Consider the following 25,279-nt stretch of genomic DNA (forward strand, 5'->3'; position numbering starts at 1 on the left):
AAACCAAGGCGTAATAGCATTGACCGATTGAATGCATCATGTGATGCTGGGCTAATAAAGAACTAGACTGTCTAGTCTATTTTGGTTTTAGTTTATTTCCATAAAACTAGACTGTCCAGTCTAATTTGTGATTAAATGTTATTTATTGTTATGGTGTGGTTGCATTTGTAGCAAAAGCAAACATAAATACAAGAAGATGTGATTATGATAAATGAAGCAAACTCAGCAGCTTGCAATCATGGTGTTGTGAAAACACGTAGCGAACAAAAACGAATGCGGATTTTAGATGCCGCCATTGAGCTTTTTTGCGTGCAAGGCTTTCCGCATACCAGTATGGATTTGGTCGCGAAAAAAGCTGAAGTCTCTAAGCAAACAGTTTATTCGCACTTTGGTTCTAAAGATGAGTTATTTGTCGCGGCGATAGAGTCTAAGTGTGTAGTGCATCAGTTAACCGGCAACTTATTAGGTGACTCACTCAATGCTGAGCAAACAATTGTCACCTTTGCGAAACAGTTTAGTGATTTGGTTGTGAGTGAAGAGGTCCTTGCGGTGTTCAAAACTTGCCTTGCCCATGCAGATACCCATCCTGAGTTATCAAAGCTGTATTTTGATGCCGGCCCTAAGCATATTTTAGCCTTGCTGGCGGATTACTTTACTGCGGTAAATCAGCACGGTGAGTTTTATTTCCCCCAGCCCCATGACAGCGCCGTTCGCTTAAGTTTAATGCTTTTTGGTGAGCTTAAATTGCGTTTAGAGCTGCGCCTAGATGTCACAGACTTAATGCCTAAACGGGCGCAATATATTGAAGATACCACGCAGATGTTTTTAAAAGCCCACCGAGTGTAGCTGCAATAAGCTGGCTTATCGCAAATCAGCTTAGATGGCATGGTTATCAGCGCTAAAAAGTGTCATAAAATATTGAAATAGTGATCCAATTTAAAAGCGCTGCAGTATAGACGTTATGATTTATACCTGATAATTTCTGACCGATATAATAATGAGAAAGGAAGCTGTTAATGAAAACGATTTCAAGTTTGTCCCTCGTACCTGAGCAAACTGCCTTTGAAGTTAAAAAGCGATATTCAAAAAGGCTTTCTATTTCCTATGTTGCCAAGCTAGCCGCTGTGTCTAGCTTAGCCTTTAGCGCAACCGCGTCTGCCTACGATTACTCACCGTTTAAGTTTCATGTATCGCGCACTTCAACTGAAGCGGCCCAAGTTGGCAATTCTAATACTGAACTGCAACGTGATGTATGGCGCTTGAAGCTGTCGGCATCGATGCCGATTGGCAAACAGTGGTCTATCGGCGCCAATGTAGGTTATGACAACCTCGATTATGGTTTTAAAAATGTTGGCGCAGGCATACTGCAAGGTAACGTGACCCCTTGGAGTTCAATCAATAAATACAGTGCCGGTTTATCATTAAGTTATCGCCCTAATGCCCAGTGGATGTTTTTATTCGCGCCCAAATTACAATATTCCTATGCTAATACGGCATCGTCTTCAGATGCGCAAAGTTATGGGGTTGTGGCTTCAGGTATGTACCGCTTTAACTCAGGTAACATGCTTGGGGTTGGGGTGGCGTACTTAAATGATATTTCTGAAGTAAAAACCATTCCTTACCTCGCGGTAAAATGGAACATAACCGAGAAACTGTCGTTAAGTAACCCATTCCAAGCAGGCTTTAGTGGCCCAGCGGGTTTGGAGCTATCTTATAAACTTGATGACAAATGGAATTTTGGTTTAGGGGCTTCAAGACGTACCGAGCGCTTTTTAGTGACTGATGCTGAGCAAACCATTGAAGTCGAAGAGTGGGTTAGTTTTATTCGTGCGGGCTGGAATATCAGCAAGAAGGTATCGATTAATGCCTATGGTGGCTACTTCTTTGCTGGTGAAATGGAACTAAGTCAGCCTAAGGTGTCTGATGATATTGAAAATCAAGCGGCGGCAGGTTTAGCCATTGATATTAAGTTTTAATCCGTACCTAATCGCAGCCTAAGATAGAACAGTCTAGAATATAACAGTCTAGGATATAGCAATTTTATTAAATAACAGCCTATTAAATAACAGCTTAAAAATTTTTTATTTAACTCAAGCTACAAAAAAGCGACCGTCAGGTCGCTTTTTTTGTCTGTGGCTTAAGCGCTATGAACAGCGCTTATTTTGCCAGCATGTTTTTGCGTAAGCTTTTTTGAGCAGGTTCATCGCCTAACCAAATCTTGATTAACGCTTGTCTAAACACTTCACCTTCGATAGTGGCTTGTTCTTGACCATTTTTAAAACTGGTTACCCCAGCGTCTTTATGGGTAACAAAGGTAAATTGATCGCCTTTGCTGACTTCTTCGGTAAATAACCCCATAAATTCATCAATACTGGCCTGAATCGATGCGCTATCGCCATCGGTGGCAGCATCAAAACCTTCGACAATAGCATCGGTCATTTTATCTGAGGTTATCATCCCAGAAGTGATGTTTAGCCTAATCACTGACATCGGCTGGGCGATAACGGCGGCTACATCCGTGGCAGGAGTAGCTAAGTATAAGCTGCCGACATATAAGTCCATAAAGAACTTACTGCGCACGCCTGCGCCATTAAGCTCAAGCTGTTGTTGGGCAATGGTCATATTATCCGCCAGCTCAACACCTGAAACAGTTTTAGCTTCAGCTACTTGTGGTAAAACTAATGCCGCGGTTAGGGCAATTATTGAAAGTCGTTTCATTGGCAACTCATATTATATAGTGTGATTTATACAGGCTGAATAGTGATTCAGCACAACAAGATTACGAACGCATTCCTAGCTTATATTGACCATTTTGCTCGAACATAATGGCTTGTTTCTTTTTCGGTGCGATAAGTATTGGACCATCATCGAAAAACAAAAAGGCTTTCCAATTTTGCGCAAATACCGCCCAAGTTGTTTCGATGATTTGGTATTTTTCATAACAGAAAAAGACTTGGGTATCGTCATTCCAATCAATAAACTCAGCAATCGGCTCTGGCAGGATATTATCTTCAGAGTCCCACGCCGCTTGCCAATGCTCAGTTTGCTTCCAAGCATCTTGCTTAGCTGCCCAGTCACCTTTAGAAAATAATTCAGCACGATTACACTTATTACTTATCCATTGATTCCAAACCATCATGGCACTTTTGTCAGTTAATGGTTTGATTAATGCTTTGTCTTCATCAGCAACAGGCAAATCTTTATGGTTAAAAATCCACTTGCGCTTATACACATCTAGCGGGATGTAAGTGTGTGCCAAAAATAGCTCCTCGGGTTTAAAGGGTAATATAAGTGGCCAATTATAACTTTTCGCTATAAATAGTGCTAGCTATTGCCTAGCTTTGGGATAAGAACACAGAGAAGGGCTTTATTGAGGCTGGCTTGTTTTGGGATCAGCCTGTATTGCATAGCTTGATATTGAAGCTTGCAGATTGAATCTGGCTGATTACACAAGCCCGCCAAGCGGGTTATCATGACTTCAGTGCGCCCAATACAGCGCACTGAGATCAGTTTTTCCTATAGCGGCTTATAATTTAAAACGGCGAATAAGAGAGTGAAATACCTTGATGGTTTTTTCTAACTCCTCACTGGCATTGAGTGACTTATTGGCCGCAGAACCCGTATCTGTTGCTCCATCAGCAATTTCAATAATTTGCTGGTTGATGTGCTCAGCAACAGCGCTTTGCTCTTCAACTGCTGAGGACATTTGAAAGGTCATATCGGTAATATTAGTCACCGCACCTTTTATTTTTTCTAGTGATGAGCGAGTTTTCTCAACCACTTCAAGGCCATTTTTAGTGGCAATTTCACCTTGCTGTGACATATCAACAGCGGCATTAGTACGAGCCGAAAGCTGCTTAATAACACTGTGGATTTGGTCAGTGGATTCACGGGTTTTTAAGGCAAGGGCACGCACTTCATCGGCGACAACACTAAAGCCACGGCCTTGCTCTCCAGCCCGAGCCGCTTCAATGGCAGCATTGAGAGCCAGTAAGTTGGTTTGTTCAGCAATAGATGAAATTAAATTGGCTGCTTGACCGATCTCTTCAGTTGAGCTAGCTAACTCCTTAATTGTAATAGCAATACTGTCAACAGCATGACTTAGCTGGTGGATTGAGCTTAGGGACTCATCAGCCAGCGCAGCGCCAGAATCAACAAAGCTAATGGCATTTTCTGCACTGTGAGAGTTTTCTTCAATTTTTTGGGCGACTTCTTGAATAGCTTGGGACATTTGGGTGATCGCTGAGGCAATTTGCTGAGTTGCTAAGCCTTGATGCTCTACCGCCGCTTGGGTCACTGACACTTGAGTTTTACTAATATTAGAAATTTTATCTAAGCCACTAACTGACTCATCGATACGAGTTAATGCTGTGCGGCAGCGGGCAATTTCGCTAATGAAAGCCATTTTTGCTTGGGCGCTGGTGCCTGCATCATCAAAGTAGGTTTGGGCAACGGTTTCATTGGCAAATGATTTAGGGCTAATTAATAGCAGTTTATTCCATTGACTAGCTTGTTGCTGCAAACTCCAGCCAAGGCTTATTAGTCCAGCGATTAAGCTGGCAGTGGCCGCGACGCTGTTACCTTGCCAAGCAAGCATTAAGGTGAGTATTAGTGAGGGTAGAATAATCGGTAATGCTTTAGTGAAGCCCAATTTTAGGCGACTGCGCAGCGATGATGCTGACTTACCAGCATTGATGCGGGCATAAGCACTGCTCGCACGCAGCTTTTCATCGGGCTCAGCTTGCACACGTACAGACTCATAACCCACCAGTTTATTACCATCATAAACCGGAGTGACAAAAGCACTCACCCAGTAATAGTCACCATTTTTGCGGCGATTTTTCACCAGCCCCATCCATACCTTGCCAGACTTTAATGTCTGCCACATGGTTTCAAATACTGCTTTGGGCATATCAGGGTGGCGAACAAGGTTATGCGGTTGGCCAATTAACTCATCTCGGCTATAACCACTGGTGTCGATGAATGCTTGGTTACAGTGGGTAATAACCCCTTGTGGATCGGTGCTGGAGATGAGTGGCTTATCAGGGGAGAACAGATATTCTTTATTACTTGTTATTCGAGTTGTCATATTTCTTCTTATTTTTTTGTGACCAAGGTCAAGTAAACTTGGATGGTGTGATTCTGACCTTGCTTGAGGGTAAATGCAATTCAATTAACAAAGTAATAACAGTGTAAATTCCGTAAGTTACGACGTTAAAGCTCGTGAAGGGGTTTGAGGTGCATCAAAAGTCGTCATTAAAACAATTGTTTAAATAATTTGATGGCATTTGTTGGCCGATTCAAATTGTTACATCTGCAGTGGGACTATTTGGATTTTTTTGTATTAGTTGCTGATTTAAATACCTTACCTATCCCCAGAAATCATATTGTGAATACAAAAAAGCCCTGATGTCGCGAGCGACATCAGGGCTTTGTTACTGTGCTATCAATAATACAGCGGGCAGGTATTACAAGCCGTTGATGTACTGATCAACCGTTGACTCTGGCACCATGGTGGCAAGTGCTGATTTAACGGCTTGATTGCCTTGTAGCAATTGCTCAAACTGTTTTATCAATGCCAGCTTGTCTGGTGAGACTCTATCACCAGCACCAATGTTGGTTAAATCAATCATGAAGCCGTCAAATAAATCAGCTAAATCATCGATGATATCCATATTTAAGAACTGGTCTTGGTTATAAATACTTGGGTAACCTGCTTTTTGCTTATCAATAGCAAAAGAGTCACCTTTTAGGTTTTTAATGCTGGTGGACTTATCACAAGACAGCATACAACCATTATCAATCCGTGGTTTTTCACAGCCAACACTTTGCTGGAAAAAGCATTGTCTGCTGGCCATTAATAAAATTGGATGATAAATGCTGTAAAGCATTTTAAAGTTTTTAGGTCGGGCTAATTGCTTCATTTGCTGGCGGTTAATTTCATTTGAAATAAACGCACCGCTACAATCAAAGCCTTCTTTTAAGGCTAATAGGGCATAGGAGTTGGTGGTGTTTAAAAATGGTCCAGCAATCCATTTAACCCCCAGCTTTTGGGCGTGATAAGCAATACCGGTATTGTTGGTTACGATAAGCTCAGGTTTTACTTGCTGTAAAATATTAAGCGCGGCATCGTAATCTTTACCAATTAATACTGGCGGGAACCAAGGTATTAAGCGTGGATTTTGTTTGAAGAAATCCACATATTTAGTGCAGCCACGTTTATAAGCATCAGGCAGCTTAAAATAAATATCAGCATCGGTTGCTTGAGCTAACGCCACATCCGCTTCATCACAAATTAAAATTGATAACTGCGGCTGGGTTGTTTTTTCGCCGGCTTGAGCTGCCACTTTAGGGTGGCGTTCAAGTTTTGGTAACTCAACCGTTGGGATCACCTCAATGCCATCGTTTAAATAAGCTAACAGCTGATTTTTAAGGGTGGTGATCTCGCGATATGGAATACTTAAGCCATCTGCTAAGCCACTGCAATCTAAGCTGATTAAATCGTAATTGGCGTTATTGATGTTTTTAAAACGCTTTTCAATGGCTTCTTGGTCAACACTGAGTTTTTCGCTTGGCAGCATATTACTGCTTGAATGTAGCACTAAGGTTTGCAGCTCTGCTGAGGCCAGTTTACTGCTCATGTGTTCAGTAGTAACCGTCAGGCTTAAGGGCTGACCTTGTTCACTGGCAAAGGCCAGTGACAGCTTGATTTTATCAATGCTTAAATGGGCAATTTTATCATCCACCGAGGCATTAATTTCTTGCTTATCGATTTGTAATTGCTGCTGAGCATCGTGGATTTGCACCACTGAAATTGACTCGCCTTTTTCAGCTTTTAATTGATCAACTAAGTGATTTTTAGAGTTATCACGGGGGTTATCAATAAACATCGACTGGTTTAAATCACCACGCAAAAAGGCGTTGGTAAAGTCGCGGTTAAATACTTTATATAAGCGCTCGCCATCTTGGGTTAATTCACCGGTTTCAACATAGCCATCAATTTGTTTACGGAAACTATCAATCACCGTATGCACGTAACTGGCGCCTTTAATACGGCCTTCAACTTTAAATGAGTACACCCCAGCTTCAATTAACGCTGGTAGGTCAAAAAAGGCGGAGTTGTCTTTAATGTTTAGCGGAAAATTATTACCTGACTCAGTGGTTTCATACTCTTCACGACAAGCTTGGCTACAGCGACCACGGTTACCTGAGTTACCCGCGCTGGCTGAGGTTGAGTAACATAAACCTGAAAACGCTACACACAACGAGCCATGGACAAACACTTCAAGCAACATGTCATGATCGCGGCCTACTTCAGCAAGCGTGGTGATTTCACGTAGGTTTAGTTCACGGGATAAATTTACCCGCTCTGCGCCTAAATGCTTTAAAAACGGGATTTGGCCTGCATTGTGGGTGGTTAACTGGGTTGAAGCGTGAATAGCTAAAGTCGGAAAATGTTTTCTCAGTACATACAGCAAGCCTAAATCTTGCACAATAACGCCGTCTAAGGTGGTATTCACCAACTTATTAAGTAACTTCATTAAGGTTTTAAATTCTTGCTCAAGAATAACGATATTCAAGGTTAAGAAGATTTGGCAGTCGTACTGATGGGCAAGTCGTATGATCCCAACCAATTGGTCAAAAGAAATATTAGCAGCGCGATTACGAGCGTTAAAGGTATCTAAGCCGCAATAAACAGCATCTGCACCAGCAATAATTGCGGCTTTAATCGCCTCGACATCACCGCCAGGGGCTAATAATTCAATCTTAGGTTTCATGTTTTAGACTTGCTCCGTTAATTTTAATGCAGGGATGTTACCCGTATATTTTACTAATGAATATGGTTAAAGTAGATAATTAATTAGCCTGTGTGCATATATGTAGTCGGAATTAACATATAACCATGAATAAAATCATAGATTTACCTGTACTGTATTCTTTAAGAAATTGCCCTTTTGCCATGCGAGCAAGAATTGCTATTTATAAGTCAAAACAGCCTATTTGGCTTAGAGATATTGTATTAAGTGACAAACCCGCTGAAATGTTAGCTGACTCGCCTAAGGGCACAGTGCCGGTGATCGTGACCCCAAAAGGGCAGGTGATAGAAGAAAGTTATGAGGTGATGTTGTGGGCATTAAGCCAAGGCGATCCTGATGACTTATTACTGGCAACAGATGCAAGCAAGTTCGATTCTATGCTTACGCTTATTTATCGTTTTGATAGTGAGTTTAAGTCCTGCCTTGAAAACTACAAATGCGCTAAACGTTATAGCGAATCAAATATTGTTGAATGTCGTCTGGCCTGTGAAGTCTACGTACAACAACTTGAGCAGTTGTTATCTGAGCATGAATTTTTGTTTGCAGATCGTGAGAGTTTAGCTGATATCGCATTGTTACCTTTTATCAGGCAATTTGCCCGAGTAGAGCGGCAATGGTATTTGCAGTCGCCATATCCACATGTAAGAGCATGGCTTAATGCTTATCTGCAAAGCAAAATGTTCAGTAAAGTGATGACTAAATATCCTCTATGGCTTGAAAGCCGACAAGATGTAATATTTCCTGATTAACACTGTTAGCTGCTATTGAGCGCATAGTTAAAAACAAAAAGCCCGCAAATGCGGGCTTTATGAGTTAAGACACTTTTTTAAAGAGGCTACTAGCATTAATAAATTAGCGCTTAAGCCATCAGTATTAAATGATTAAAGCGCTACGTTAATCCACACTAAACGGTGATCAGAAGAAACAGACTTTCCACCGCCGCCATATTCACCAACGCGCTCATCATTCATCATCAAACGACCTTCTTCAAAAGTCGCTGGCCAGAACACGCCAGAGTCAGTGACATTTAAATCACTTGATGGAATAACATGGTCTAAACGTAATCCTGAAGTACTGGTAACCGCATCTGGGTATTTAGTGTCCCAGTTTTCAGATCTACATTCACCGCTGGATAGACACTCAGGGGCGCCTAAACTCGTAGGGGCGTATATGCCATGGGTTGCTAACTGGTTAACCTGGTCGCTATACATTAAGTCTTTAATGGTATCTAAATAACCGTCACCACTTTCAGGGTCGGCATTTAAATCACCTAAGATAACGAATGAGGCGTCATCTTTAAGACCACCTTTTTCACCTTCATCATCATAAATGTATGAACCGTCACCAGAGGTGTAATCGTCCCAAAACTTAATCTCAGCGCGGTTAAGTGATTTATTATTATCCGTCAGCGTGTCAAAAATTGGCGGAGTTGGATGCGACAATAATAAGTGAATCACTTTATCGCCATCAGCGGTTGGGATGATGATAGGCGCATCAACGTGGTTTTTAGATGACATTGGCTTGTCAGCCCAAGCTTCAGCACTGTACCACTCATCGCCACAAGCCATTCCTTCAGGAATAGGGTTGTTTTCGTCATCACAATTAGTGATGGTCGGATTGATTTCACCTGGCATATCCTTCCATTTAAAATCTTGGAATGTGCGGATATTATCAGTATCAATTGGGAACTGTGAGATCACACTGAAGGCATATTGACCATGGTAGAAACCAAAGCCCCACGCGTCATTAGGTAGCGCTATTTTGCCATCACGGTTTAAATCGTGACCGCTTAATAAACCTGTATTAGTGGCGAAGTTTTCAGTGTAAGCGAACTGGATAGGCTCAAGTGGTTTCACTTTATCAGCCGTTGAACCCAGAGCATTTTGCGGTACAGAAAGGTAGTTTAAGCGGAAACCTTGAATCGCTTGGTTATCTTCTGCAGTACCGTCGTTGTTGAACTCGGCCATAAGTAATACAGCTGGACGCTCGGTTTGAATGATTGCTGCAACGTTACGAATTTGAATGACTTTTTCAGCAACCGCTTTTTCGTCATTAGTTAGCGTACCAGCGAACCATTTGTCCATTAACACTTGCTGCGCAGCTGGTGTTAATGTCATTTCAGAGACAAGCTCGGCATAAGTAAAACGATCGAAAGACAAGTTATAAACACCAATTTTTACATTGGTAGCTTCGGGCGTGGGCTCGCCTGGATAGTAATTATTAGTTTCGTCATTACAACCAGCAAGTAAAGCAACACTCACTGCCATGGCAGCAGCTGTTTTTAACACTTTCATTTTTAACCCCATTATTATAAATATATGCCTCCTTTCTTGGAAGCTAAGGGGATTTTAAACACCTGAAAAGCAGGCTAACAAGTATAATTTGAAGCTGTGACTAGCTTGTTATCTCAGGGCTTTTTGTTTTAAAGGTACGTTTCGAGTTTGGTGTTATTGTGTTTTTATTTGGTTGTATTTATTGAGGTTTATCAGCAGTAACTAAACTGATACTTACTGACATTAGCTTTTAGTATGCTAGCGTATAAGCGAAACAAAGCGCTTTAATGAAAACTACTTTCACTTTTAGATGCTGACTTTAAAACTGAATGAGCTACTAATTAATATTTTTAGCTTATGTGACAATAAATAATGTCAATTTCCGGTCATATCCTTCAGCGCTTATGATTTAACTCATAATTTGAGTGTTAGTTAGCAAGTGCCAAGCGTTACACTATTTAGATAACAGAAAAGAGGTAAACCATGAGTCGCTTGTTCTCTTCTGATAGCAAACAACATCAGAGCCAGCTAAATAGTAAGTTACCAGATGGTAGTAACAAAGTGCCTTTAGGGAAAAAGCTCCTCGGCTGGTTAAAGCAAATACTCATACTGATTGTATTCGTTATGGTCATTACGGGTTTAATGGATTTATGGCGCGGTAAAGATATTCAACACGATAACTTACCTGAGTTGCAGGGAGTAACCCTTAAAGGTGAAAGGGTCGATGTATTAGCAATGAGCCAAGATAAGCCTGTATTAGTGTATTTTTGGGGAAGCTGGTGCCCAATATGCAGCACGGTAAGCCCTGCCGTTGACACCATATCAGGCTATTACCCGGTGATTAGCGTGGCAATGGCATCGGGGACTAATAATGACATACAGGCTTATCTTGAAGATAAAGGCTATAGCTTTGAGGTGATAAACGATCAGCAAAGTGAACTCAGTAATGACTGGTCGGTACAAGTCGCGCCAACCATAATGGTGTTTAATAAAGGTGAACTTACATCCTATACCACGGGAATGACCAGCGTAGTGGGTTTATGGTGGCGCCTGCTGCTGGCTTAACAATTATAAGGTGTCGATAGTAAATAGCGCTCAAACCAAAAGGCTTAAGCGCTATTTTTTTGTGTTTAACCGGATTAGCATAAATCTTTAATTTTGGTCGAACTGCCATTATCCATCACTGAACGAATACCGTTATCTCGTGATGCGACACTGGCGTACATCTGGCTAGTGCCAATTATTTGATGATTAGCCGCTTTAAGGTTGAAATAGGGCTTATCATTTTTAGCGGTTTCTTTGGCAAATTTATCCTCACTTTGAGAATTAACTTGAACCGAGGCTATACCATTATTAGCGCCACTTTTGGCGGCATAAAGCTCACTAGTCAGTATCACCTCGCCATTGCCAGCCTTTAATGCAAACTTGAACTGACCATTATTGCCTTTGCTTAACTCAAACCATCCAGACATAAAACGCTCCTAATTACAGTGCTTATAGTGCATACCCAAAATGGTATGCAGATGTTTTTTATGAAATTAAGTCTAGTAAAAAGAACGCTTAACGGTAGCAACTTTAGTTGGAGATTTAGGTAAGGGGACACAGGTTTTTAAGAGGGAGATATTCGAACTGAACTAATGAGGCGATAGTAGTTTCGCAATGAAATATGGTCTCCCCACAAGGACTCGAACCCTGATCGATCGCTTAGGAGGCGACTGCTCTATCCTGTTGAGCTATAGGGAGACTAAACGCAATTATACAAGTTTTAACCTTGATTAAAAGGCTTTAAATTTAGTTGCTTAAATCTTAATCACGATATCTTGTATTTGAATATTCCCTGTTGCGTCTATGCCTTGTAATACTGCGGTGGCACTTTCTTCTGATACTTGATCTATGGTGACTGTTGCGCGGTTTGGTGTGGCAACGGCGCGCATTAAATTCACTCTGTCAGGGATATTTTGTTGCAATACAATTTGAAAGCTATCACCGGGTCTTACATGGTGCTTACGGCCTAAGTTAATAATTATTCTATCGCCTTGTTTAGCCACAATTTGCCCCAGCAGCGGGCGACAATTTAGCAAGTTATCAATGTCAGCAGTGCTTTGCTGCATAAGCTGGTTAACCGTTTGGCCATAGCTTGAACGCCAAAAGCGCTTAGTGGTCGGTGATACGGTTTCGTCACGTTCAAACTCCCACTGCGCCTGTGCTGAGTAATATTTACTCCAGACTTTTTCACCGCTAATAGCGTGATATAACGTTAACTTAAAGCTGATTTGTCGTTGTGGATAGCCGTGAAATAAACCAAACATTAACCCTGAGGTGGGCTCGGTGGACATATCGAGGATTTCTGGTTGTAAGATATATTGGCTGTCGGTGATTTCGCCTAACCAACTTGGGATGCGATTACCTTTAAAGTTGATTAACTCATTGCTGTGATCTAGCGCTTCATCGGCGTGAATGCGGGCAAAGCTATTATGGGAGTGACTATTTAGTAGCACGCCATATTGTTGTGATAGTGCTTGAGTAAAGTTTAATAACTGGCCATAACGTAGTTGAGCGCGATCTTGAATACTGGCTTGAGGCACCATTATTGCGGCTCTTAACTGCTGCCCTCGGCATTGCTGAGCGGAGTCGTCTTGAAGCTCTAACCTTAGTAATACGGTAATGTCAGTGCTAGTGAGCATTTCTGATACCAGCTCAATATTATTGTCTTGTCCTATATGACTGAACTGAAATGCATCTTGGCTTACCTGCCCCTGACCCATGATGTATTGACTATTAACGTTAACGCCAACCCCAGCTTGCATGCTGGCATAGCTTAGCGCTTGGCTGATCGCCACTTCACGGGCCTTATCTACATTGCCATTAATGATATTCGCATGGCCTGTTACTTCAATAATTTCAGCCTTTAACGGCAGGCTCAAAATACTGACAAACAGAAATATGGCTGCGGAGTAGAGTCGCTGGATTGTGTTACTGCATATTTTCATATTAATCACTTGCTTAAAGATAACGATGAACGACTAATACAGTGCCAAGTTTATGGCGTTAAAGTACTAGGAGCGATTGTTTGAAAATAAATGCAAAGAATGTGCCTGTTATTGGGTTTCAACATATAAGTTGTTAAGCCAATGCTGAAAGGGATTAATTATCTAAAGTTTTTATTCTGATTGCCGATAGTGTTTTTAGAATTCATTTTTAACCTTTGGGCCTCAAACGCCTTAGCCCATAGCAATGCTTGAGTTAAATACAGGAATGCAATATGCGCCGAATTGGTTTACTTCCAATCATGATGTTGATGACAGCTTGTGCTGGCTCACAACCGACAGAGTATGATGATTTATCTTATGTCAACGAAGGCTATGAGATGAATTTTTGGTATGAGTCTGAGCCGAAAACGGATCATGTTATTCGCTACGATATTCAGCAGTCAGGCATAGCGCCCAAAGCTGGGGTGAACCGCTTGGCGGAAAAAATTGTCAATGAATTAGTGCTGCAAAACGACAGCTTACGAGCCGATCAACCACTGCTGATCACCACACCGGTGATGGTTGATGATTACGGACAAACTAATTTGCTGGGGCAGCAATTGCAGCAAGGTATGTTGACTGCATTTCATGCCAATGAATTTAATCTTGTTGATATGAATGTGGCGAGTTCACTTCGCGCCACCGCGGAGGGTGAGTTTATTTTAAGCCGCGACTGGAAGCAGCTTGCTACCGATTTAGCGGTATCCCATGTGGTCGTAGCAACCATGGGCACTACCTCAGAGGGTGTGGTGGTCAATGCCAGAATTGTCAATACAAGTAATAATCGAGTGGTGTCAGCGGTACAAACCTTTGTTAAAACCCACAGCCTGCCGGGCTATTTAACCCCTGCCAATAAGGTAATTTCAAAAGATGGCATCTTGTATCGAAACGAGCATGGCGCTATGGCAAGCGTGACTATTTTAGGAGATAACCAATGAAGGCAATACTGTTTGCAGCCATGACAGCAGCATTTACCTTGTCCGGGTGTGCGGTAAACGACAAGTATGTGCAATGGGAAACCGAGGCGCCTAAACAATTTCCTAAACTTACCGCCATTGGTTATGCGCCGTTAGCAACGCAACCGGCAACAGAGCAATCTCACAAGGTGTTAATGGCGATGCAAGCGTCTAAAATTGCCGCTTATCGTGAGCTGGCTGAGCAAGTGTATGGCCAGCAAATTGATGCCAGTAGTCAGGTCGATGATTGGTTGCTAAATAAGCAAACCGTTACCGCCAGTGTCTCGGGGATGATTAAAGGCGCTAAAGTGGTCAAAAGCTATCCGGCTGGTGATATGTATGTGACTGAGTTAGAACTGGATTTCTCACAGGTATGGAGCCTATATCAGCAGCAAAATAGGCCTAGAACCATTAAGCATGTGACTTACTTTTAGTTAAATCTAGTCATTTAAATCTAGTCATTTAATTTAAGTTAACTGAAGTACAAAAAAAACCGCTCTTTGAGCGGTTTTTTGGTTTTTAAAACTCAATCTAGCAACTCACAGGGCAGTCAATTACCGCCTCGATTATGCTTTAAGATTTTGACCTAAAGAGGAAATTGTTGAGGTTCGGCCTTTGTCATTATAGGTCAGGCTTGATGCATTACGGCTCATTTGTAGCGCTTGAGAGAAGCGATTAAGGCTGGCAATGTTGAGCTCAATAAGGCTGGCATTTTGATTATTAATGGCTTTGCATTCTTCTAAAATGGCTTTTGCGGCATCAACTTTAGTGACCAGTTCCGCCTCAGAGTTCAATAAGGCTTTGTCTGGGTGAGAGGCTAACTTTTCATCATTGAGTTTGAGGGTGTTTAGGCAGTTAACCTTGTCTTGTGCCAGTGACAGTAGTTTATCTGCGTCACGTTCAGTAAGGGCTAATTTTTCTTCAGATACAAGTAATTTCAGCGACGACAAGGTGTCATGCTGAAAAGATAACAGCTGTAGTAATTCAGTCATAAGTTACTCTTTATTAAAACCCACATTACCCGTTAAGTAATGTGTGGCCGATAATATCAAGAGTAACGATGAGGTTACTCTTGGTCGAAATTTAATCCGTCAAGATCAGCTTCAAAGCTAGCAATGTTGGCAGCTAACTTTTCAGGATCGACTTTGTAGCGACCTTCTGAAATCGCTAATTTAATTGCATCAACTTTGCTTTGGTCAACTTCTGGTAAAGATGCCATATTACTCTGCACTCCCTGCAGCTGCTGCGCTTGTGCAGTAATACTGACCGAATCAGTTTTTACTGGGGCAGCCGTGGTCTTAGCCGCTGAGTCAGCTGTTTGCGTTGCTGCTCCTGCGTCGCGATTGGTTCGCATTTGAGCATGAGAAGCTGTTTTTAGATGGTTAATATCAATTGCCATGTGAGGCTCCAGCGTAATGTTAGGGTTTTCCAAACAGGTTATCGGCCTTGTCAGAAAAAACTTTAGAATATTTTACATTCTAACTTCAACTTCGCCAACGCCTGTGACAATGACATCTAATCGCCTGTTAGAATTGCTATTTCTGACTCTAATAGCATCGCCAATATTACCATCTCTTAGTGCTTCTCCGGCAGTTTTTATTTCAAATGAGTTTGTTTTGGCATAAATAGACACCGAATCACCTTTGCAAACAAAGCATAAATTATTGTTTAGCAATGGCGCTTTAGCTGACACACGCCTTTTTGAGCGGGTGCCGAGTAATTGCGAGATCTCAGAAAAAAACTGTCCGCGGATACTGTGTTGGTCCACATAGTTAATTGCCACATTATCTGCTGTGATTAACTCACCTTTTTCAATAATTCCCAATGCTGTCACCACTGGATACATGACTTCAACTTTAACTGAGATAAACATTTGCCATGGGTAGTCATAGTCAGGGCTAATGCAGCTTATTTTGACTGTGTTGGTGCGGCTAATTTCACGGTCGCTGGCCATTTCAACACTAATGGGTGGCAAACATCTTGGCGGTGTTAATCGGCCATCAAGATTTTGCGGGCTAATGTTGATCAGCGCATTGGGCTTTTTAGCAATTTTTTTTGCGACCACCTCTTTAGCTAATTCAGTAATGGTCGATAGAGAGTAAGTTATGGTGGCATCTTCACTGGCGTTAACCGGTAAAGATAAAAAAATAATGATCAATAGTAGAATGTTTTTCTTCATAATATTCTAACTAGCTTGATTGGCCAGGTTACCTCTAAACTTCAATTTTAATTAGCAATGATAAGGCTAAACATTCTCAATGTTATCTTTGTCAGAAGTTTGACTTTTTTCATTGAAATCGCCGCTTAAATGCGATGTAACCACAATTAAGCAAAAACTATGCCTATAGCTAAATTTAAGCGCCAAACCAGCAAATGGGCATATATTACTGTGTTACAATTTGCGAAAATGGTTTTACTGTCGCTTTAAAACACTGGTTAACAGTGAACTCTAATAATAAATCCCACTAGGGAAAGCATTCATAAAACAAGGCAGGGTTATGTCGAATATTCTTGATTCAGTTAATAAACGTACCCAACTGGTAGGCCAAAATAGACTGGAGTTACTGCTTTTTAAACTTAATGGTCGCCAACGTTTCGGCATTAACGTTTTTAAAGTAAAAGAAGTATTACAGTGTCCGCCACTGACAAAGTTACCCCGTTTAAGCCCAATGATTAAAGGCATTGCTCATATTCGGGGCTCGACTATTTCAGTGATTGATTTAAGTGCGGCAACCGGTGGCCGCCCGCTGGCATCCACTGAAAATTGCTTCATTATTATTGCTGAGTATAACCGCAGTATTCAGGGCTTTTTGGTTAGCTCAGTAGAGCGTATTATCAATATGAATTGGGAATCAATTATGCCACCGCCACAAGGGGCAGGGCGTAATTCTTATTTAACTGCAGTAACTGAAATCGAAGGTGAATTGGTTGAGATTTTAGATGTTGAAAAAATTCTTGATGAAATTTCACCGGTAAAAACGGAATTAAGCCAAGCAGCCAGTGATGCCATTACCATTGATAAAGAGCAGCATTACCATATTATGGTGATTGATGACTCTGCCGTCGCTCGTAAGCAAATTATCCGTTCATTATCGTCATTGAACCTGCAAATCGACACAGCGATTGATGGCAAAGATGCCTTAGAGAAATTAAAAGCGATTGCCACTGAGATGGATAATGTTGCCGATGAAATTCCACTGATTATTTCAGACATTGAAATGCCAGAAATGGATGGCTATACCTTAACGGCGGAAATTCGCGACGATCCAAAACTTAAAGATATCAAAGTGGTGCTGCATACTTCATTAAGCGGTGTGTTTAATCAGGCCATGGTTGAAAAGGTCGGCGCAAACGACTTTATTGCTAAGTTTAATCCCGATGAGTTAGCGTCAGCGGTCAACAAACATCTCATTTTATAATAATTCAATCGATAACCTAGGGCTGATGATTCACCACAGGTTGTCGATATCACCTTTGTTACCAAGCGCTTGGTAACGAAACAAAGCGGCGGCTTTACATTACAAGCAATGTAGCGCGTCTCTTTAAAATAGGATGTAAAAGTGCCGAACAAATCACTTGCTGAAGCAGAATATAATCAGTTTAAGCTTTTTTTAGAGCAACACAGTGGCATTGTATTAGGTGACAACAAGCAATATTTAGTAAAAAGTCGCTTAGCGCCTTTAATGGGAAAGCATGATTTACCCTCATTATCGGAAGTGGTTAAGCGCTCAATGAAGCCAATGGAGCGGCACTTAAGGGCGGAAGTGATTGACGCTATGACCACAAATGAAACTCTGTGGTTTAGAGACAAATACCCGTTTGAATTACTTCATGATGCTTTATTACCTGAATATAGCCGCTTAGGTCGGCCGTTAAAAATATGGTCAGCCGCCTGTTCATCAGGGCAGGAGCCCTATTCATTGGCGATGACTATTTTAGAGTATCAGCAGCGTAAGCCGGGGGCATTACCTGGTAGCGCGACGATCCAAGCCACCGATTTATCCCCTTCAATGCTAGCGCGTTGTAAAAAGGCCGAATATGACAGCTTAGCCTTAGCCCGTGGGCTATCTGATGAGCGTAAACGACAATTCTTTGATCCAATGCCGTCAGGTAATATGAAAGTGAAAGATAATGTGCAGCGCTTAGTGAATTTTAGAAGTCATAACCTGCTTGAAAGTTATAGCTTATTGGGTAAGTTCGATATTATCTTTTGTCGTAATGTGTTGATTTATTTTTCCCCAGAGGCAAAAGCTAAAATTTTGCGGCAATTTGCTGCCGCCCTTAATCCCAATGGGATTTTATTTTTAGGGGCGTCAGAATCTATCTCAGGCTTATCTGATGAATTTAATATGGTGCGTTGCAACCCAGGGATTTACTATCAAAAGAAAAACATATTGTAAGCTTATGAATTAATATGTTTTTAGTTAATAAAATGCCGACATTCGTCGGCATTTTTCATTTTTATCCTTTCTCATCTTAAAACCGTAATATTTTGGCATAAGGTTTGCTTTGTTAGTGGCAGTTAGCTGATGGAGGCAATTTTATGGCGATTAATTTTGAAAACGGTTTAGGAGTACATCAATACTCGTTGGGCATACGTGCTCAAAGGGCAGAAGTGCTTTCTAGTAATATCGCCAATGCCAACACCCCGGGCTATAAAGCCCGTGATGTAGACTTTGCCTCAGCCATGAATAGCGCCCGCTCTCATCAACAAGGGCTGCAAATGAGTCAAACAACTGACAAGCACTTTGACCTTAAAGCGTTAAGCCAAGAGCATGTGCAATTTCGGGTGCCAAATCAGCCAGACACAGGTGACGGTAATACGGTGGATATGCAAGAAGAGCAATCTGCATTTATGCAAAACTCTTTGGAATATCAAATGTCACTGGGCTTTCTTGAAAGTAAATTTTCTGGCATGCGTAAAGCCATTAGAGGTGATTAATTATGAGTCTTTTTAATATTTTTAATGTGTCAGGATCTGGCATGTCGGCGCAATCAGTTCGGTTAAATACCACCGCCAGTAATATTGCCAATGCCAATACCGTATCAAGTAGTGTCGGTGAGACTTATAAAGCTCGTCATCCTATTTTTGAAGCCGAAATGGCTAAAGCCAGTCATCAGCAAAATAACGCGCATAGTGTCAGTGTTAAAGGCATTGTAGAAAGCGATAAACCGTTATTAAAAGAGTTTTCTCCTAATCATCCAATGGCTGATAACGATGGGTTTATTTATAAACCCAATGTCAACGTCATGGAAGAAATGGCCGATATGATTTCTGCTTCTCGGTCATATCAAATGAATGTTCAAGTGGCTGATGCTGCCAAATCAATGTTGCAGCAAACGCTTCGTATGGGTAAGTAATATGAATTTAGTTGGAGGTAAACAATGAGCCTCGTTAATCCTTACAGTAGTCAGTCATTACCGCAGTTGCAGACGTCTACCACGGCTTCCACCGTTTCCACTAATTCAGTGGCGACAAACTCACAAACCACACAGGTATCAGACAGTAGCTTTTTAGATAGCCTAACCGCTGCGCAATCAGCTAGCACCACCGAAACCGGTGAAGCCAAAAGCCAAGAGCTAACCCAAGCGGATTTCTTTGCGCTTTTGAGCCAACAGCTGTCAATGCAGGACCCGTTTAAACCTGTTGAAAACGATCAGATGATTGCGCAAATGGCGTCCTTCGCGACCGTTGATGGTATTGCCAACTTAAATGCTGAAATTTTGAATTTGAACAGTGTGATGAGCTCAAGTCAGGCATTACAAGCTTCGGGCTTAGTGGGGCAAAAGGTGCTCATTCCATCTGATATTGGTCATGTCTCAGAAGAAAACCCAGTCATTAACGGCGTCATTAGTACGCCACAGCCAATCGATACCATTACCGTCACCATTGAAGACGAGTCAGGCCAAGTGATTAAAACCTTTGAGGTTGATGGCTCTGCAGGCGGCAACATTGATGTCAGCTGGGATGGCCTTGATAAAGATGGCGAACCAGTAGAAGAAGGCATGTATGCCATTAAAGCTAACGGTAAAGTTGATGGCAACGCCGAAGATTTAGCGGTTTCAACTTATGCCCATGTCACCAGTGTCTCCTTAGGCAGTGTCGCCACAGGTCCAATCCTTAACCTCAGAGGCCTAGGTGGTATTCAATTGTCTGATGTACTGGCAGTGGCAGAAAGTTAACAACACAAACAATCATAAGCTGTCAGAAATCTGGCAGCCACACAGAACCTAATTTAAAGCGCTAAGAGGTGATTTATGTCGTTTAATATTGCATTGAGTGGTATCGCAGCTGCTCAAAAAGATCTCAACACCACGGCGAATAACATTGCCAACGTCAATACCATTGGTTTTAAAGAGTCCCGCGCTGAGTTTGCCGATGTTTATGCCAATTCAATTTTTTCAAATGGTAATACCGCAGTGGGCGGCGGCGCAACCACGACTCACGTAGCACAACAGTTTCAGCAAGGTAGCTTACTGTTTACCAACAATTCTTTAGATATGGCTATTAGTGGCGGTGGTTTCTTTGTTACTTCATCTGAAGCTGGCAGCCAAGATCATTCGTTTACCCGTGCTGGTGCATTTAAAGTAAACTCAGAAAGTTTTATGACAGATTCAGCCGGTAACTATTTACAAGGTTTCCCAGTGGATGCTGATGGTAATTCGACTTCAGTGAGTTTAACCACCACCCAACCGATTAAAATCCCCGATACTGCTGGTAGCCCAGTGAAAACTGGCAATGTTGGTTTTCAAATGAACCTCAATGTTGGTGATGAAGAACTTGATCCAGCAAACTTTGATCCAGATGACGCAGATACTTACAATAACTCAACCTCAGTCACTATCTATGATTCACTTGGTGAAGCCCACATCTTGACCACTTATTTTGTTAAACCAGAAGGTGGTTCCCATACTGGTGAGAATAACTGGGTTGCTTTTTATGCTGTCGATGGTGAGCAAGTGGATATTGATGCGCCAACAGGCGGTACATATAAAACAGATACCAATGGTGATGGTGATGCTGATTCAACAGCCACAGCAGAAAACGCATCCGGCTGGAAAGGCTCAGTACTTACATTTAATGATGCTGGTACTTATACAGGCTCTGATCCTGCGGTAGTGTCTACGGTTGCATTAGGTAGTAATGGCGCAGGCGTTATCGGCACCGGCGCTGACGGCTCGCAAAAGGTGAACATCGATTTTAATAATCCTACTCAATACGCCTCACCGTTTGAAGTGACAGAGTTAACCCAAGATGGCACCACAGTCGGGCGCTTAACCAATGTAGGTGTTGGCGATGACGGTTTAGTGACAGCCAGTTACAGTAATGGCTCAACCGTGCCATTAGCTCGGGTAGCATTAGTACGCTTTTCTAATGAGCAAGGCTTAACTCAAGTCGGTAATACCTCTTGGAAAGCCAGTTTAGACTCAGGCCCTGCACTAGCAGGTGAGGCCAATAGCGGCACTTTTGGTAGCATTCGCTCGTCAGCACTTGAGCAATCAAATGTTGATTTAACCACCGAGCTGGTGGACTTGATTTCAGCTCAACGTAACTTCCAAGCCAACTCACGTACCCTTGAAGTGAACAATACCCTTAACCAAACGGTATTGCAGATCCGCTAATTAATCTTGCGCTTAGTAAAGAGTTGCCGCCATGGCAACTCTTTGCCTTACTCTTTACCTCGTTACTGCTGTCATTAACCACCCCGATATTGCTTATCTTGTAAATTTTCCCGCTGTTTATAACTGCAAATTTCATCTAAAACTCAAAACCTTAATTTTTGGCACGCTGATTGCTAGTTCTGTGTATATCTTTTGTTATGAAGAAAGTTTGACGGAGCGGTAAATGGACAAATTACTTTATGTTGCCATGAGCGGCGCTAAGCAGAATATGAATGCTTTGGCGGTGCGTGCCAACAATTTAGCTAATGTGAATACTGACGGCTTTAGAGCTGATTTAGTTCAAGCACGCTCTATGCAAGCTTTTGGCGAAGGTTTACCGACTCGCGTTTTTGCGATGACAGAAAGCCCCGGACATAACTTTGACTCAGGCCCACTTAAAACCACAGGTCGTGATTTAGATATTGCCGTTAAAGATAAAGGCTGGATAGCAGTGCAAGCTGCAGATGGGGGTGAAGCCTATACCCGTTCAGGCAGTCTAAATTTTGACACTACCGGCTTACTTACTAATGCGCGCGGCAATCCGATTATGGGTGAGGCTGGGCCAATTGTGCTGCCACTGCCGGTTGAAAAGGTGCAAATCTCCCCAGACGGCATTATCTCGGTTAGACCCCAAGGCGCCACTGCCGACATCGTTGAAGAAGTGGCGCGGATTAAATTGGTTAACCCCAACAACGCCGACATGATGCGCGGTGAGGATGGCTTGTTTCGTTTAACCACAGGGCAAAACATCCCTAATGATCCCAATGTTCAAGTTGAAAGTGGCGCAGTTGAAGGCAGTAACGTCAATGCGGTATCTGAAATGGTGGCGTTAATTGATATTCAGCGCCAATACGAAATGCAAGTGAAGATGATGAAAAACGCCGAAGATCTTGATCGCGCCTCGTCAGCTTTAATGAGAATTAGTTAGGAGTAATTATTATGCATCCTGCTTTATGGATCAGTAAAACCGGCCTAGATGCCCAGCAAACCGACATTTCGGTTATTTCTAACAACGTGGCCAACGCCAGTACCATTGGCTATAAAAAAAGCCGCGCTGTGTTTGAAGACTTACTTTATCAAACCGTTAACCAAGCGGGCGGCGTCAGTGCAGATAACACCAAACTACCAAATGGCTTAAATCTCGGTGCGGGTACCAAAGTGGTCGCCACACAAAAGATGTTTACCCAAGGCAATATGTTAACCACAGACAATGCCTTAGATTTAATGATTGAAGGCCCGGGCTTTTTTGAAGTTGAAATGCCAGATGGCACCGCAGCTTATACCCGCAACGGCCAATTTAGCCTAGATGAAAATGGCCAAATTGTGACTCCAGGTTCTGGCTATGTGATACAACCTGCGATCACCATTCCAGATGAAGCCACTTCAATCACAGTGTCATCTGAAGGTGAAGTTTCAGTGAAACTTTCAGGCGCTACAGAAAACACCGTCATTGGCCAGTTAGCCATGAGCGACTTTATCAATCCATCAGGGTTAGACCCACTAGGGCAAAATCTTTTCACCGAAACCGGTGCCAGTGGCACGCCTATTCAGGGTACGGCTTCATTGGATGGTTTAGGTGCGATTCGCCAAGGGGCGCTTGAAACTTCAAACGTTAACGTGACTGAAGAACTGGTTAATTTGATCCAAAGTCAACGTAACTACGAAATGAACTCGAAAGTGATATCAGCTGTCGATCAGATGATGTCTTACGTAACACAGAACTTATAAGCTTTGATGATAAGAGAGGCGATGATGAATAAGGTTTTAGTCTTAGCATCAGCATTTGTGATGCTGGGTTGCAGCTCAACTCAGCAAAAACCCATAGCCGATGATCCATTTTATGCGCCGGTTTACCCAGAAGCGCCGCCAACCCAAATGGTGTCAACGGGTTCAATTTACATGGATCATCAATCATCCAGTTTGTACTCGGATATTCGTGCCCACAAAGTGGGTGACATCATTACCGTATTGCTTAATGAATCGACTCAAGCGAAGAAAAGTGCCAATAACGAAATTAAAAAAGGCTCTGATTTAAGCGTCGATCCGGTTTATGCCGGTGGCAGCAATCTGTCGATTAAAGGAATACCGCTAGATTTTCGTTATTCAGACGACATGAATACCAAGCGTGAATCTGATGCCGATCAGTCAAACAGTTTAGATGGCAGCATCTCAGCCAATGTCATGCAAGTGCTTAACAATGGTAATTTAGTTATTCGCGGTGAAAAGTGGATTTCAATTAACAATGGTGATGAGTTTATTCGCGTCACTGGCATGGTACGCAGTCAAGATATCACTCCTGATAATACCGTTGAATCCACCCGCGTTGCGAATGCTCGGATCCAATATAGCGGTACCGGTACTTTTGCCGATGTCCAAAAAGTGGGTTGGTTAAACTCCTTCTTTATGGGCCAATGGTGGCCTTTCTAAGGAGTTAACCATGAAAATTACATCGCTCATTTTACTCAGCCTCAGCATGGCGTTGCTGTCTTCGCCCGCTCAAGCCCAGCGCATTAAAGATATTGCTAATGTCCAAGGGGTACGAACTAACCAATTAATTGGTTATGGCTTAGTGGTGGGGTTACCCGGCACAGGTGAAAAAACCCGTTATACCGAACAAACCTTTAGAACCATGCTGAAAAATTTTGGCATTAATTTAGCCGATAATGTTAACCCTAAAACCAAAAATGCCGCTGTGGTAGCCGTGCATGCTGAAATGCCTGCGTTTATTAAGCCCGGTCAAAATCTTGACATCACGGTATCAAGTATTGGTGAAGCAAAAAGCTTACGTGGCGGCACCTTGCTGCAAACCTTCTTAAAAGGGGTTGATGGTAATGTTTACGCCATTGCCCAAGGCACTTTAGTGGTCAGTGGCTTTAGCGCAGAAGGCCAAGACGGATCACGGGTGATACAAAATACCCCTACCGTTGGCCGTATTCCTAGCGGCGCGATTGTTGAGCGCAGCGTGATGTCACCTTTTGCCAGTGGCGATCACCTCACCTTTAACTTACGCCGCGCAGACTTTTCAACAGCCAAAAACATGGAACAAGCCATTAATGATTTACTTGGCCCCGGTATGGCAAGGGCGCTTGATGCCACCTCGGTTCAAGTGAGTGCGCCCCGTGATGCATCCCAAAGAGTGTCATTTTTATCAACCCTTGAAAACATTCAAGTGGATATGGCCGATGAGTCAGCCAAAGTGATAGTCAATTCGCGTACCGGCACCATAGTTGTGGGGCAAAACGTACGCTTAATGCCAGCTGCTGTGACCCATGGCGGCTTAACCGTCACTATTGCAGAAGCGACACAAGTATCACAACCTAATCCGTTTTCAGATGGTCAAACGGTTGTCACAACCGATAGCACCATAGATGTTGCCCAAGACGATAGCCGAATGTTTTTATTTGACCCTGGCACCTCGCTCGATGAGCTGGTCAGAGCGGTAAATTTAGTGGGCGCGGCGCCTTCAGATGTACTGGCAATATTAGAAGCGTTAAAGATGGCAGGCGCTTTGCATGGAGAGCTTATCATCATCTAAAAATTGT

26 protein-coding genes and 1 tRNA gene are annotated in these 25,279 nt (G+C 42.5%); 16 read left to right on the forward strand and 11 right to left on the reverse strand.

What is annotated here, in order from left to right; genetic code table 11:
- Positions 1-204: 204 nt before the first annotated feature.
- Both BM739_RS09850 and BM739_RS09855 read left to right on the forward strand, forming a co-directional pair.
- Positions 205-846, forward strand: a complete 642-nt coding sequence (locus BM739_RS09850; RefSeq protein WP_076540154.1) for a TetR/AcrR family transcriptional regulator — start codon at positions 205-207, stop codon at positions 844-846.
- 170 nt (positions 847-1,016) lie between these two features.
- The gene (locus tag BM739_RS09855) at positions 1,017-1,976 is read left to right on the forward strand and encodes a DUF6268 family outer membrane beta-barrel protein (RefSeq protein ID WP_139326867.1); all 960 of its coding nucleotides are present in this window, start codon (positions 1,017-1,019) and stop codon (positions 1,974-1,976) included.
- Positions 1,977-2,157: 181 nt separating this feature from the next.
- Here the strand turns inward: BM739_RS09855 and BM739_RS09860 are convergent, their stop codons facing one another.
- From BM739_RS09860 to BM739_RS09875, 4 genes are all read right to left on the reverse strand, one after another.
- Positions 2,158-2,718 (reverse strand): chalcone isomerase family protein, encoded by a 561-nt coding sequence (locus BM739_RS09860; RefSeq protein WP_076540156.1) that lies wholly within the window; start codon positions 2,716-2,718, stop codon positions 2,158-2,160.
- A gap of 61 nt (positions 2,719-2,779) precedes the next feature.
- Positions 2,780-3,259 carry a DUF2947 domain-containing protein gene (locus tag BM739_RS09865; protein ID WP_076540158.1) on the reverse strand — a complete coding sequence of 160 codons (480 nt, stop codon included), beginning with the start codon at positions 3,257-3,259 and terminating at the stop codon, positions 2,780-2,782.
- A gap of 267 nt (positions 3,260-3,526) precedes the next feature.
- A complete protein-coding gene (locus BM739_RS09870; RefSeq protein ID WP_076540159.1) occupies positions 3,527-5,089 on the reverse strand; it encodes a PAS domain-containing methyl-accepting chemotaxis protein in 1,563 nt (520 codons plus the stop codon).
- A gap of 379 nt (positions 5,090-5,468) precedes the next feature.
- A complete protein-coding gene (locus BM739_RS09875; RefSeq protein WP_076540161.1) occupies positions 5,469-7,778 on the reverse strand; it encodes a peptidase U32 family protein in 2,310 nt (769 codons plus the stop codon).
- 125 nt (positions 7,779-7,903) lie between these two features.
- On the opposite strand from BM739_RS09875, the gene BM739_RS09880 reads away from it, so the two are divergent.
- Entirely contained in the window at positions 7,904-8,566 is a 663-nt protein-coding gene (locus BM739_RS09880; protein ID WP_076540162.1) for a glutathione S-transferase, read from the forward strand.
- A gap of 132 nt (positions 8,567-8,698) precedes the next feature.
- Here BM739_RS09880 and BM739_RS09885 read toward each other — a convergent pair whose 3' ends face one another.
- Positions 8,699-10,111 carry an endonuclease/exonuclease/phosphatase family protein gene (locus tag BM739_RS09885; RefSeq protein ID WP_076540432.1) on the reverse strand — a complete coding sequence of 471 codons (1,413 nt, stop codon included), beginning with the start codon at positions 10,109-10,111 and terminating at the stop codon, positions 8,699-8,701.
- A 462-nt stretch (positions 10,112-10,573) separates the two neighbouring features.
- Here BM739_RS09885 and BM739_RS09890 point away from each other — a divergent pair, with 462 nt between their 5' ends.
- A complete protein-coding gene (locus BM739_RS09890; RefSeq protein ID WP_083698123.1) occupies positions 10,574-11,155 on the forward strand; it encodes a protein disulfide oxidoreductase in 582 nt (193 codons plus the stop codon).
- A 74-nt stretch (positions 11,156-11,229) separates the two neighbouring features.
- Here the strand turns inward: BM739_RS09890 and BM739_RS09895 are convergent, their stop codons facing one another.
- The 3 genes from BM739_RS09895 to BM739_RS09905 all read right to left on the reverse strand — a co-directional run bounded on the left by BM739_RS09895 (position 11,230) and on the right by BM739_RS09905 (position 13,080).
- The gene (locus BM739_RS09895; protein WP_076540164.1) at positions 11,230-11,562 is read right to left on the reverse strand and encodes a YegP family protein; all 333 of its coding nucleotides are present in this window, start codon (positions 11,560-11,562) and stop codon (positions 11,230-11,232) included.
- Between the two features lie 195 nt (positions 11,563-11,757).
- Positions 11,758-11,833, reverse strand: a tRNA-Arg gene (locus BM739_RS09900).
- Between the two features lie 56 nt (positions 11,834-11,889).
- Complete coding sequence (locus BM739_RS09905) at positions 11,890-13,080, reverse strand: flagellar assembly protein T N-terminal domain-containing protein (protein ID WP_076540166.1); 1,191 nt, start codon at positions 13,078-13,080, stop codon at positions 11,890-11,892.
- A gap of 272 nt (positions 13,081-13,352) precedes the next feature.
- Here BM739_RS09905 and BM739_RS09910 point away from each other — a divergent pair, with 272 nt between their 5' ends.
- Together BM739_RS09910 and BM739_RS09915 are read left to right on the forward strand one after the other, a co-directional pair.
- Positions 13,353-14,057 carry a FlgO family outer membrane protein gene (locus tag BM739_RS09910; protein ID WP_076540168.1) on the forward strand — a complete coding sequence of 235 codons (705 nt, stop codon included), beginning with the start codon at positions 13,353-13,355 and terminating at the stop codon, positions 14,055-14,057.
- Positions 14,054-14,509 (forward strand): LPP20 family lipoprotein, encoded by a 456-nt coding sequence (locus BM739_RS09915; RefSeq protein WP_076540170.1) that lies wholly within the window; start codon positions 14,054-14,056, stop codon positions 14,507-14,509. Before BM739_RS09910 ends, BM739_RS09915 begins: the two co-directional genes overlap by 4 nt.
- 132 nt (positions 14,510-14,641) lie before the next feature.
- Here the strand turns inward: BM739_RS09915 and BM739_RS09920 are convergent, their stop codons facing one another.
- The 3 genes from BM739_RS09920 to flgA form a co-directional block, all read right to left on the reverse strand.
- The gene (locus BM739_RS09920) at positions 14,642-15,067 is read right to left on the reverse strand and encodes a flagella synthesis protein FlgN (protein ID WP_076540172.1); all 426 of its coding nucleotides are present in this window, start codon (positions 15,065-15,067) and stop codon (positions 14,642-14,644) included.
- A 74-nt stretch (positions 15,068-15,141) separates the two neighbouring features.
- Positions 15,142-15,474: a flagellar biosynthesis anti-sigma factor FlgM gene (flgM, locus tag BM739_RS09925; protein ID WP_076540174.1), complete on the reverse strand. Its 333-nt coding sequence runs from the start codon at positions 15,472-15,474 to the stop codon at positions 15,142-15,144.
- 72 nt (positions 15,475-15,546) lie between these two features.
- A complete protein-coding gene (gene flgA / locus BM739_RS09930; protein WP_076540176.1) occupies positions 15,547-16,254 on the reverse strand; it encodes a flagellar basal body P-ring formation chaperone FlgA in 708 nt (235 codons plus the stop codon).
- Between the two features lie 319 nt (positions 16,255-16,573).
- Between flgA and BM739_RS09935 the strand changes: the two genes are divergently transcribed.
- The 10 genes from BM739_RS09935 (at position 16,574) to BM739_RS09985 (ending at position 25,272) form a co-directional block, all read left to right on the forward strand.
- The gene (locus tag BM739_RS09935) at positions 16,574-17,494 is read left to right on the forward strand and encodes a chemotaxis protein CheV (RefSeq protein ID WP_076540178.1); all 921 of its coding nucleotides are present in this window, start codon (positions 16,574-16,576) and stop codon (positions 17,492-17,494) included.
- Between the two features lie 141 nt (positions 17,495-17,635).
- Entirely contained in the window at positions 17,636-18,475 is an 840-nt protein-coding gene (locus BM739_RS09940; protein ID WP_076540179.1) for a protein-glutamate O-methyltransferase CheR, read from the forward strand.
- 143 nt (positions 18,476-18,618) lie between these two features.
- Complete coding sequence (gene flgB / locus BM739_RS09945; protein WP_076540181.1) at positions 18,619-19,017, forward strand: flagellar basal body rod protein FlgB; 399 nt, start codon at positions 18,619-18,621, stop codon at positions 19,015-19,017.
- 2 nt (positions 19,018-19,019) lie between these two features.
- Entirely contained in the window at positions 19,020-19,436 is a 417-nt protein-coding gene (gene flgC, locus BM739_RS09950; RefSeq protein ID WP_076540183.1) for a flagellar basal body rod protein FlgC, read from the forward strand.
- A gap of 24 nt (positions 19,437-19,460) precedes the next feature.
- A complete protein-coding gene (locus tag BM739_RS09955; RefSeq protein WP_076540185.1) occupies positions 19,461-20,258 on the forward strand; it encodes a flagellar hook assembly protein FlgD in 798 nt (265 codons plus the stop codon).
- Positions 20,259-20,333: 75 nt separating this feature from the next.
- Positions 20,334-21,698 (forward strand): flagellar hook protein FlgE, encoded by a 1,365-nt coding sequence (gene flgE / locus BM739_RS09960; protein ID WP_076540187.1) that lies wholly within the window; start codon positions 20,334-20,336, stop codon positions 21,696-21,698.
- A gap of 223 nt (positions 21,699-21,921) precedes the next feature.
- Positions 21,922-22,665, forward strand: a complete 744-nt coding sequence (gene flgF / locus BM739_RS09970) for a flagellar basal-body rod protein FlgF (RefSeq protein WP_076540191.1) — start codon at positions 21,922-21,924, stop codon at positions 22,663-22,665.
- Between the two features lie 11 nt (positions 22,666-22,676).
- Positions 22,677-23,465 (forward strand): flagellar basal-body rod protein FlgG, encoded by a 789-nt coding sequence (gene flgG, locus BM739_RS09975; protein WP_076540193.1) that lies wholly within the window; start codon positions 22,677-22,679, stop codon positions 23,463-23,465.
- A gap of 24 nt (positions 23,466-23,489) precedes the next feature.
- Positions 23,490-24,164: a flagellar basal body L-ring protein FlgH gene (gene flgH / locus BM739_RS09980; protein ID WP_076540195.1), complete on the forward strand. Its 675-nt coding sequence runs from the start codon at positions 23,490-23,492 to the stop codon at positions 24,162-24,164.
- 10 nt (positions 24,165-24,174) lie between these two features.
- On the forward strand, positions 24,175-25,272 hold the full coding sequence (locus tag BM739_RS09985; protein WP_076540197.1) for a flagellar basal body P-ring protein FlgI: 1,098 nt from the start codon (positions 24,175-24,177) through the stop codon (positions 25,270-25,272).
- Positions 25,273-25,279: the final 7 nt, after the last annotated feature.

It is taken from the genome of Shewanella sp. UCD-KL21, from assembly GCF_001957135.1.
GTDB lineage: Bacteria > Pseudomonadota > Gammaproteobacteria > Enterobacterales > Shewanellaceae > Shewanella.

Bases quoted from the DNA above. Each gene is read 5' to 3' on its own strand.
- flgM (WP_076540174.1), bottom strand. From the start codon at position 15,474: ATGGCAATTGATATTAACCATCTAAAAACAGCTTCTCATGCTCAAATG.
- BM739_RS09910 (WP_076540168.1), top strand. From the start codon at position 13,353: ATGCGCCGAATTGGTTTACTTCCAATCATGATGTTGATGACAGCTTGT.
- BM739_RS09955 (WP_076540185.1), top strand. From the start codon at position 19,461: ATGAGCCTCGTTAATCCTTACAGTAGTCAGTCATTACCGCAGTTGCAG.
- flgG (WP_076540193.1), top strand. From the start codon at position 22,677: ATGCATCCTGCTTTATGGATCAGTAAAACCGGCCTAGATGCCCAGCAA.
- flgB (WP_076540181.1), top strand. From the start codon at position 18,619: ATGGCGATTAATTTTGAAAACGGTTTAGGAGTACATCAATACTCGTTG.
- BM739_RS09920 (WP_076540172.1), bottom strand. From the start codon at position 15,067: ATGACTGAATTACTACAGCTGTTATCTTTTCAGCATGACACCTTGTCG.
- BM739_RS09880 (WP_076540162.1), top strand. From the start codon at position 7,904: ATGAATAAAATCATAGATTTACCTGTACTGTATTCTTTAAGAAATTGC.
- flgC (WP_076540183.1), top strand. From the start codon at position 19,020: ATGAGTCTTTTTAATATTTTTAATGTGTCAGGATCTGGCATGTCGGCG.
- flgE (WP_076540187.1), top strand. From the start codon at position 20,334: ATGTCGTTTAATATTGCATTGAGTGGTATCGCAGCTGCTCAAAAAGAT.
- BM739_RS09985 (WP_076540197.1), top strand. From the start codon at position 24,175: ATGAAAATTACATCGCTCATTTTACTCAGCCTCAGCATGGCGTTGCTG.
- BM739_RS09860 (WP_076540156.1), bottom strand. From the start codon at position 2,718: ATGAAACGACTTTCAATAATTGCCCTAACCGCGGCATTAGTTTTACCA.
- flgF (WP_076540191.1), top strand. From the start codon at position 21,922: ATGGACAAATTACTTTATGTTGCCATGAGCGGCGCTAAGCAGAATATG.
- BM739_RS09855 (WP_139326867.1), top strand. From the start codon at position 1,017: ATGAAAACGATTTCAAGTTTGTCCCTCGTACCTGAGCAAACTGCCTTT.
- BM739_RS09875 (WP_076540161.1), bottom strand. From the start codon at position 7,778: ATGAAACCTAAGATTGAATTATTAGCCCCTGGCGGTGATGTCGAGGCG.
- BM739_RS09935 (WP_076540178.1), top strand. From the start codon at position 16,574: ATGTCGAATATTCTTGATTCAGTTAATAAACGTACCCAACTGGTAGGC.
- BM739_RS09915 (WP_076540170.1), top strand. From the start codon at position 14,054: ATGAAGGCAATACTGTTTGCAGCCATGACAGCAGCATTTACCTTGTCC.
- BM739_RS09885 (WP_076540432.1), bottom strand. From the start codon at position 10,111: ATGAAAGTGTTAAAAACAGCTGCTGCCATGGCAGTGAGTGTTGCTTTA.
- flgA (WP_076540176.1), bottom strand. From the start codon at position 16,254: ATGAAGAAAAACATTCTACTATTGATCATTATTTTTTTATCTTTACCG.
- BM739_RS09905 (WP_076540166.1), bottom strand. From the start codon at position 13,080: ATGAAAATATGCAGTAACACAATCCAGCGACTCTACTCCGCAGCCATA.
- flgH (WP_076540195.1), top strand. From the start codon at position 23,490: ATGAATAAGGTTTTAGTCTTAGCATCAGCATTTGTGATGCTGGGTTGC.
- BM739_RS09895 (WP_076540164.1), bottom strand. From the start codon at position 11,562: ATGTCTGGATGGTTTGAGTTAAGCAAAGGCAATAATGGTCAGTTCAAG.
- BM739_RS09850 (WP_076540154.1), top strand. From the start codon at position 205: ATGATAAATGAAGCAAACTCAGCAGCTTGCAATCATGGTGTTGTGAAA.
- BM739_RS09870 (WP_076540159.1), bottom strand. From the start codon at position 5,089: ATGACAACTCGAATAACAAGTAATAAAGAATATCTGTTCTCCCCTGAT.
- BM739_RS09890 (WP_083698123.1), top strand. From the start codon at position 10,574: ATGAGTCGCTTGTTCTCTTCTGATAGCAAACAACATCAGAGCCAGCTA.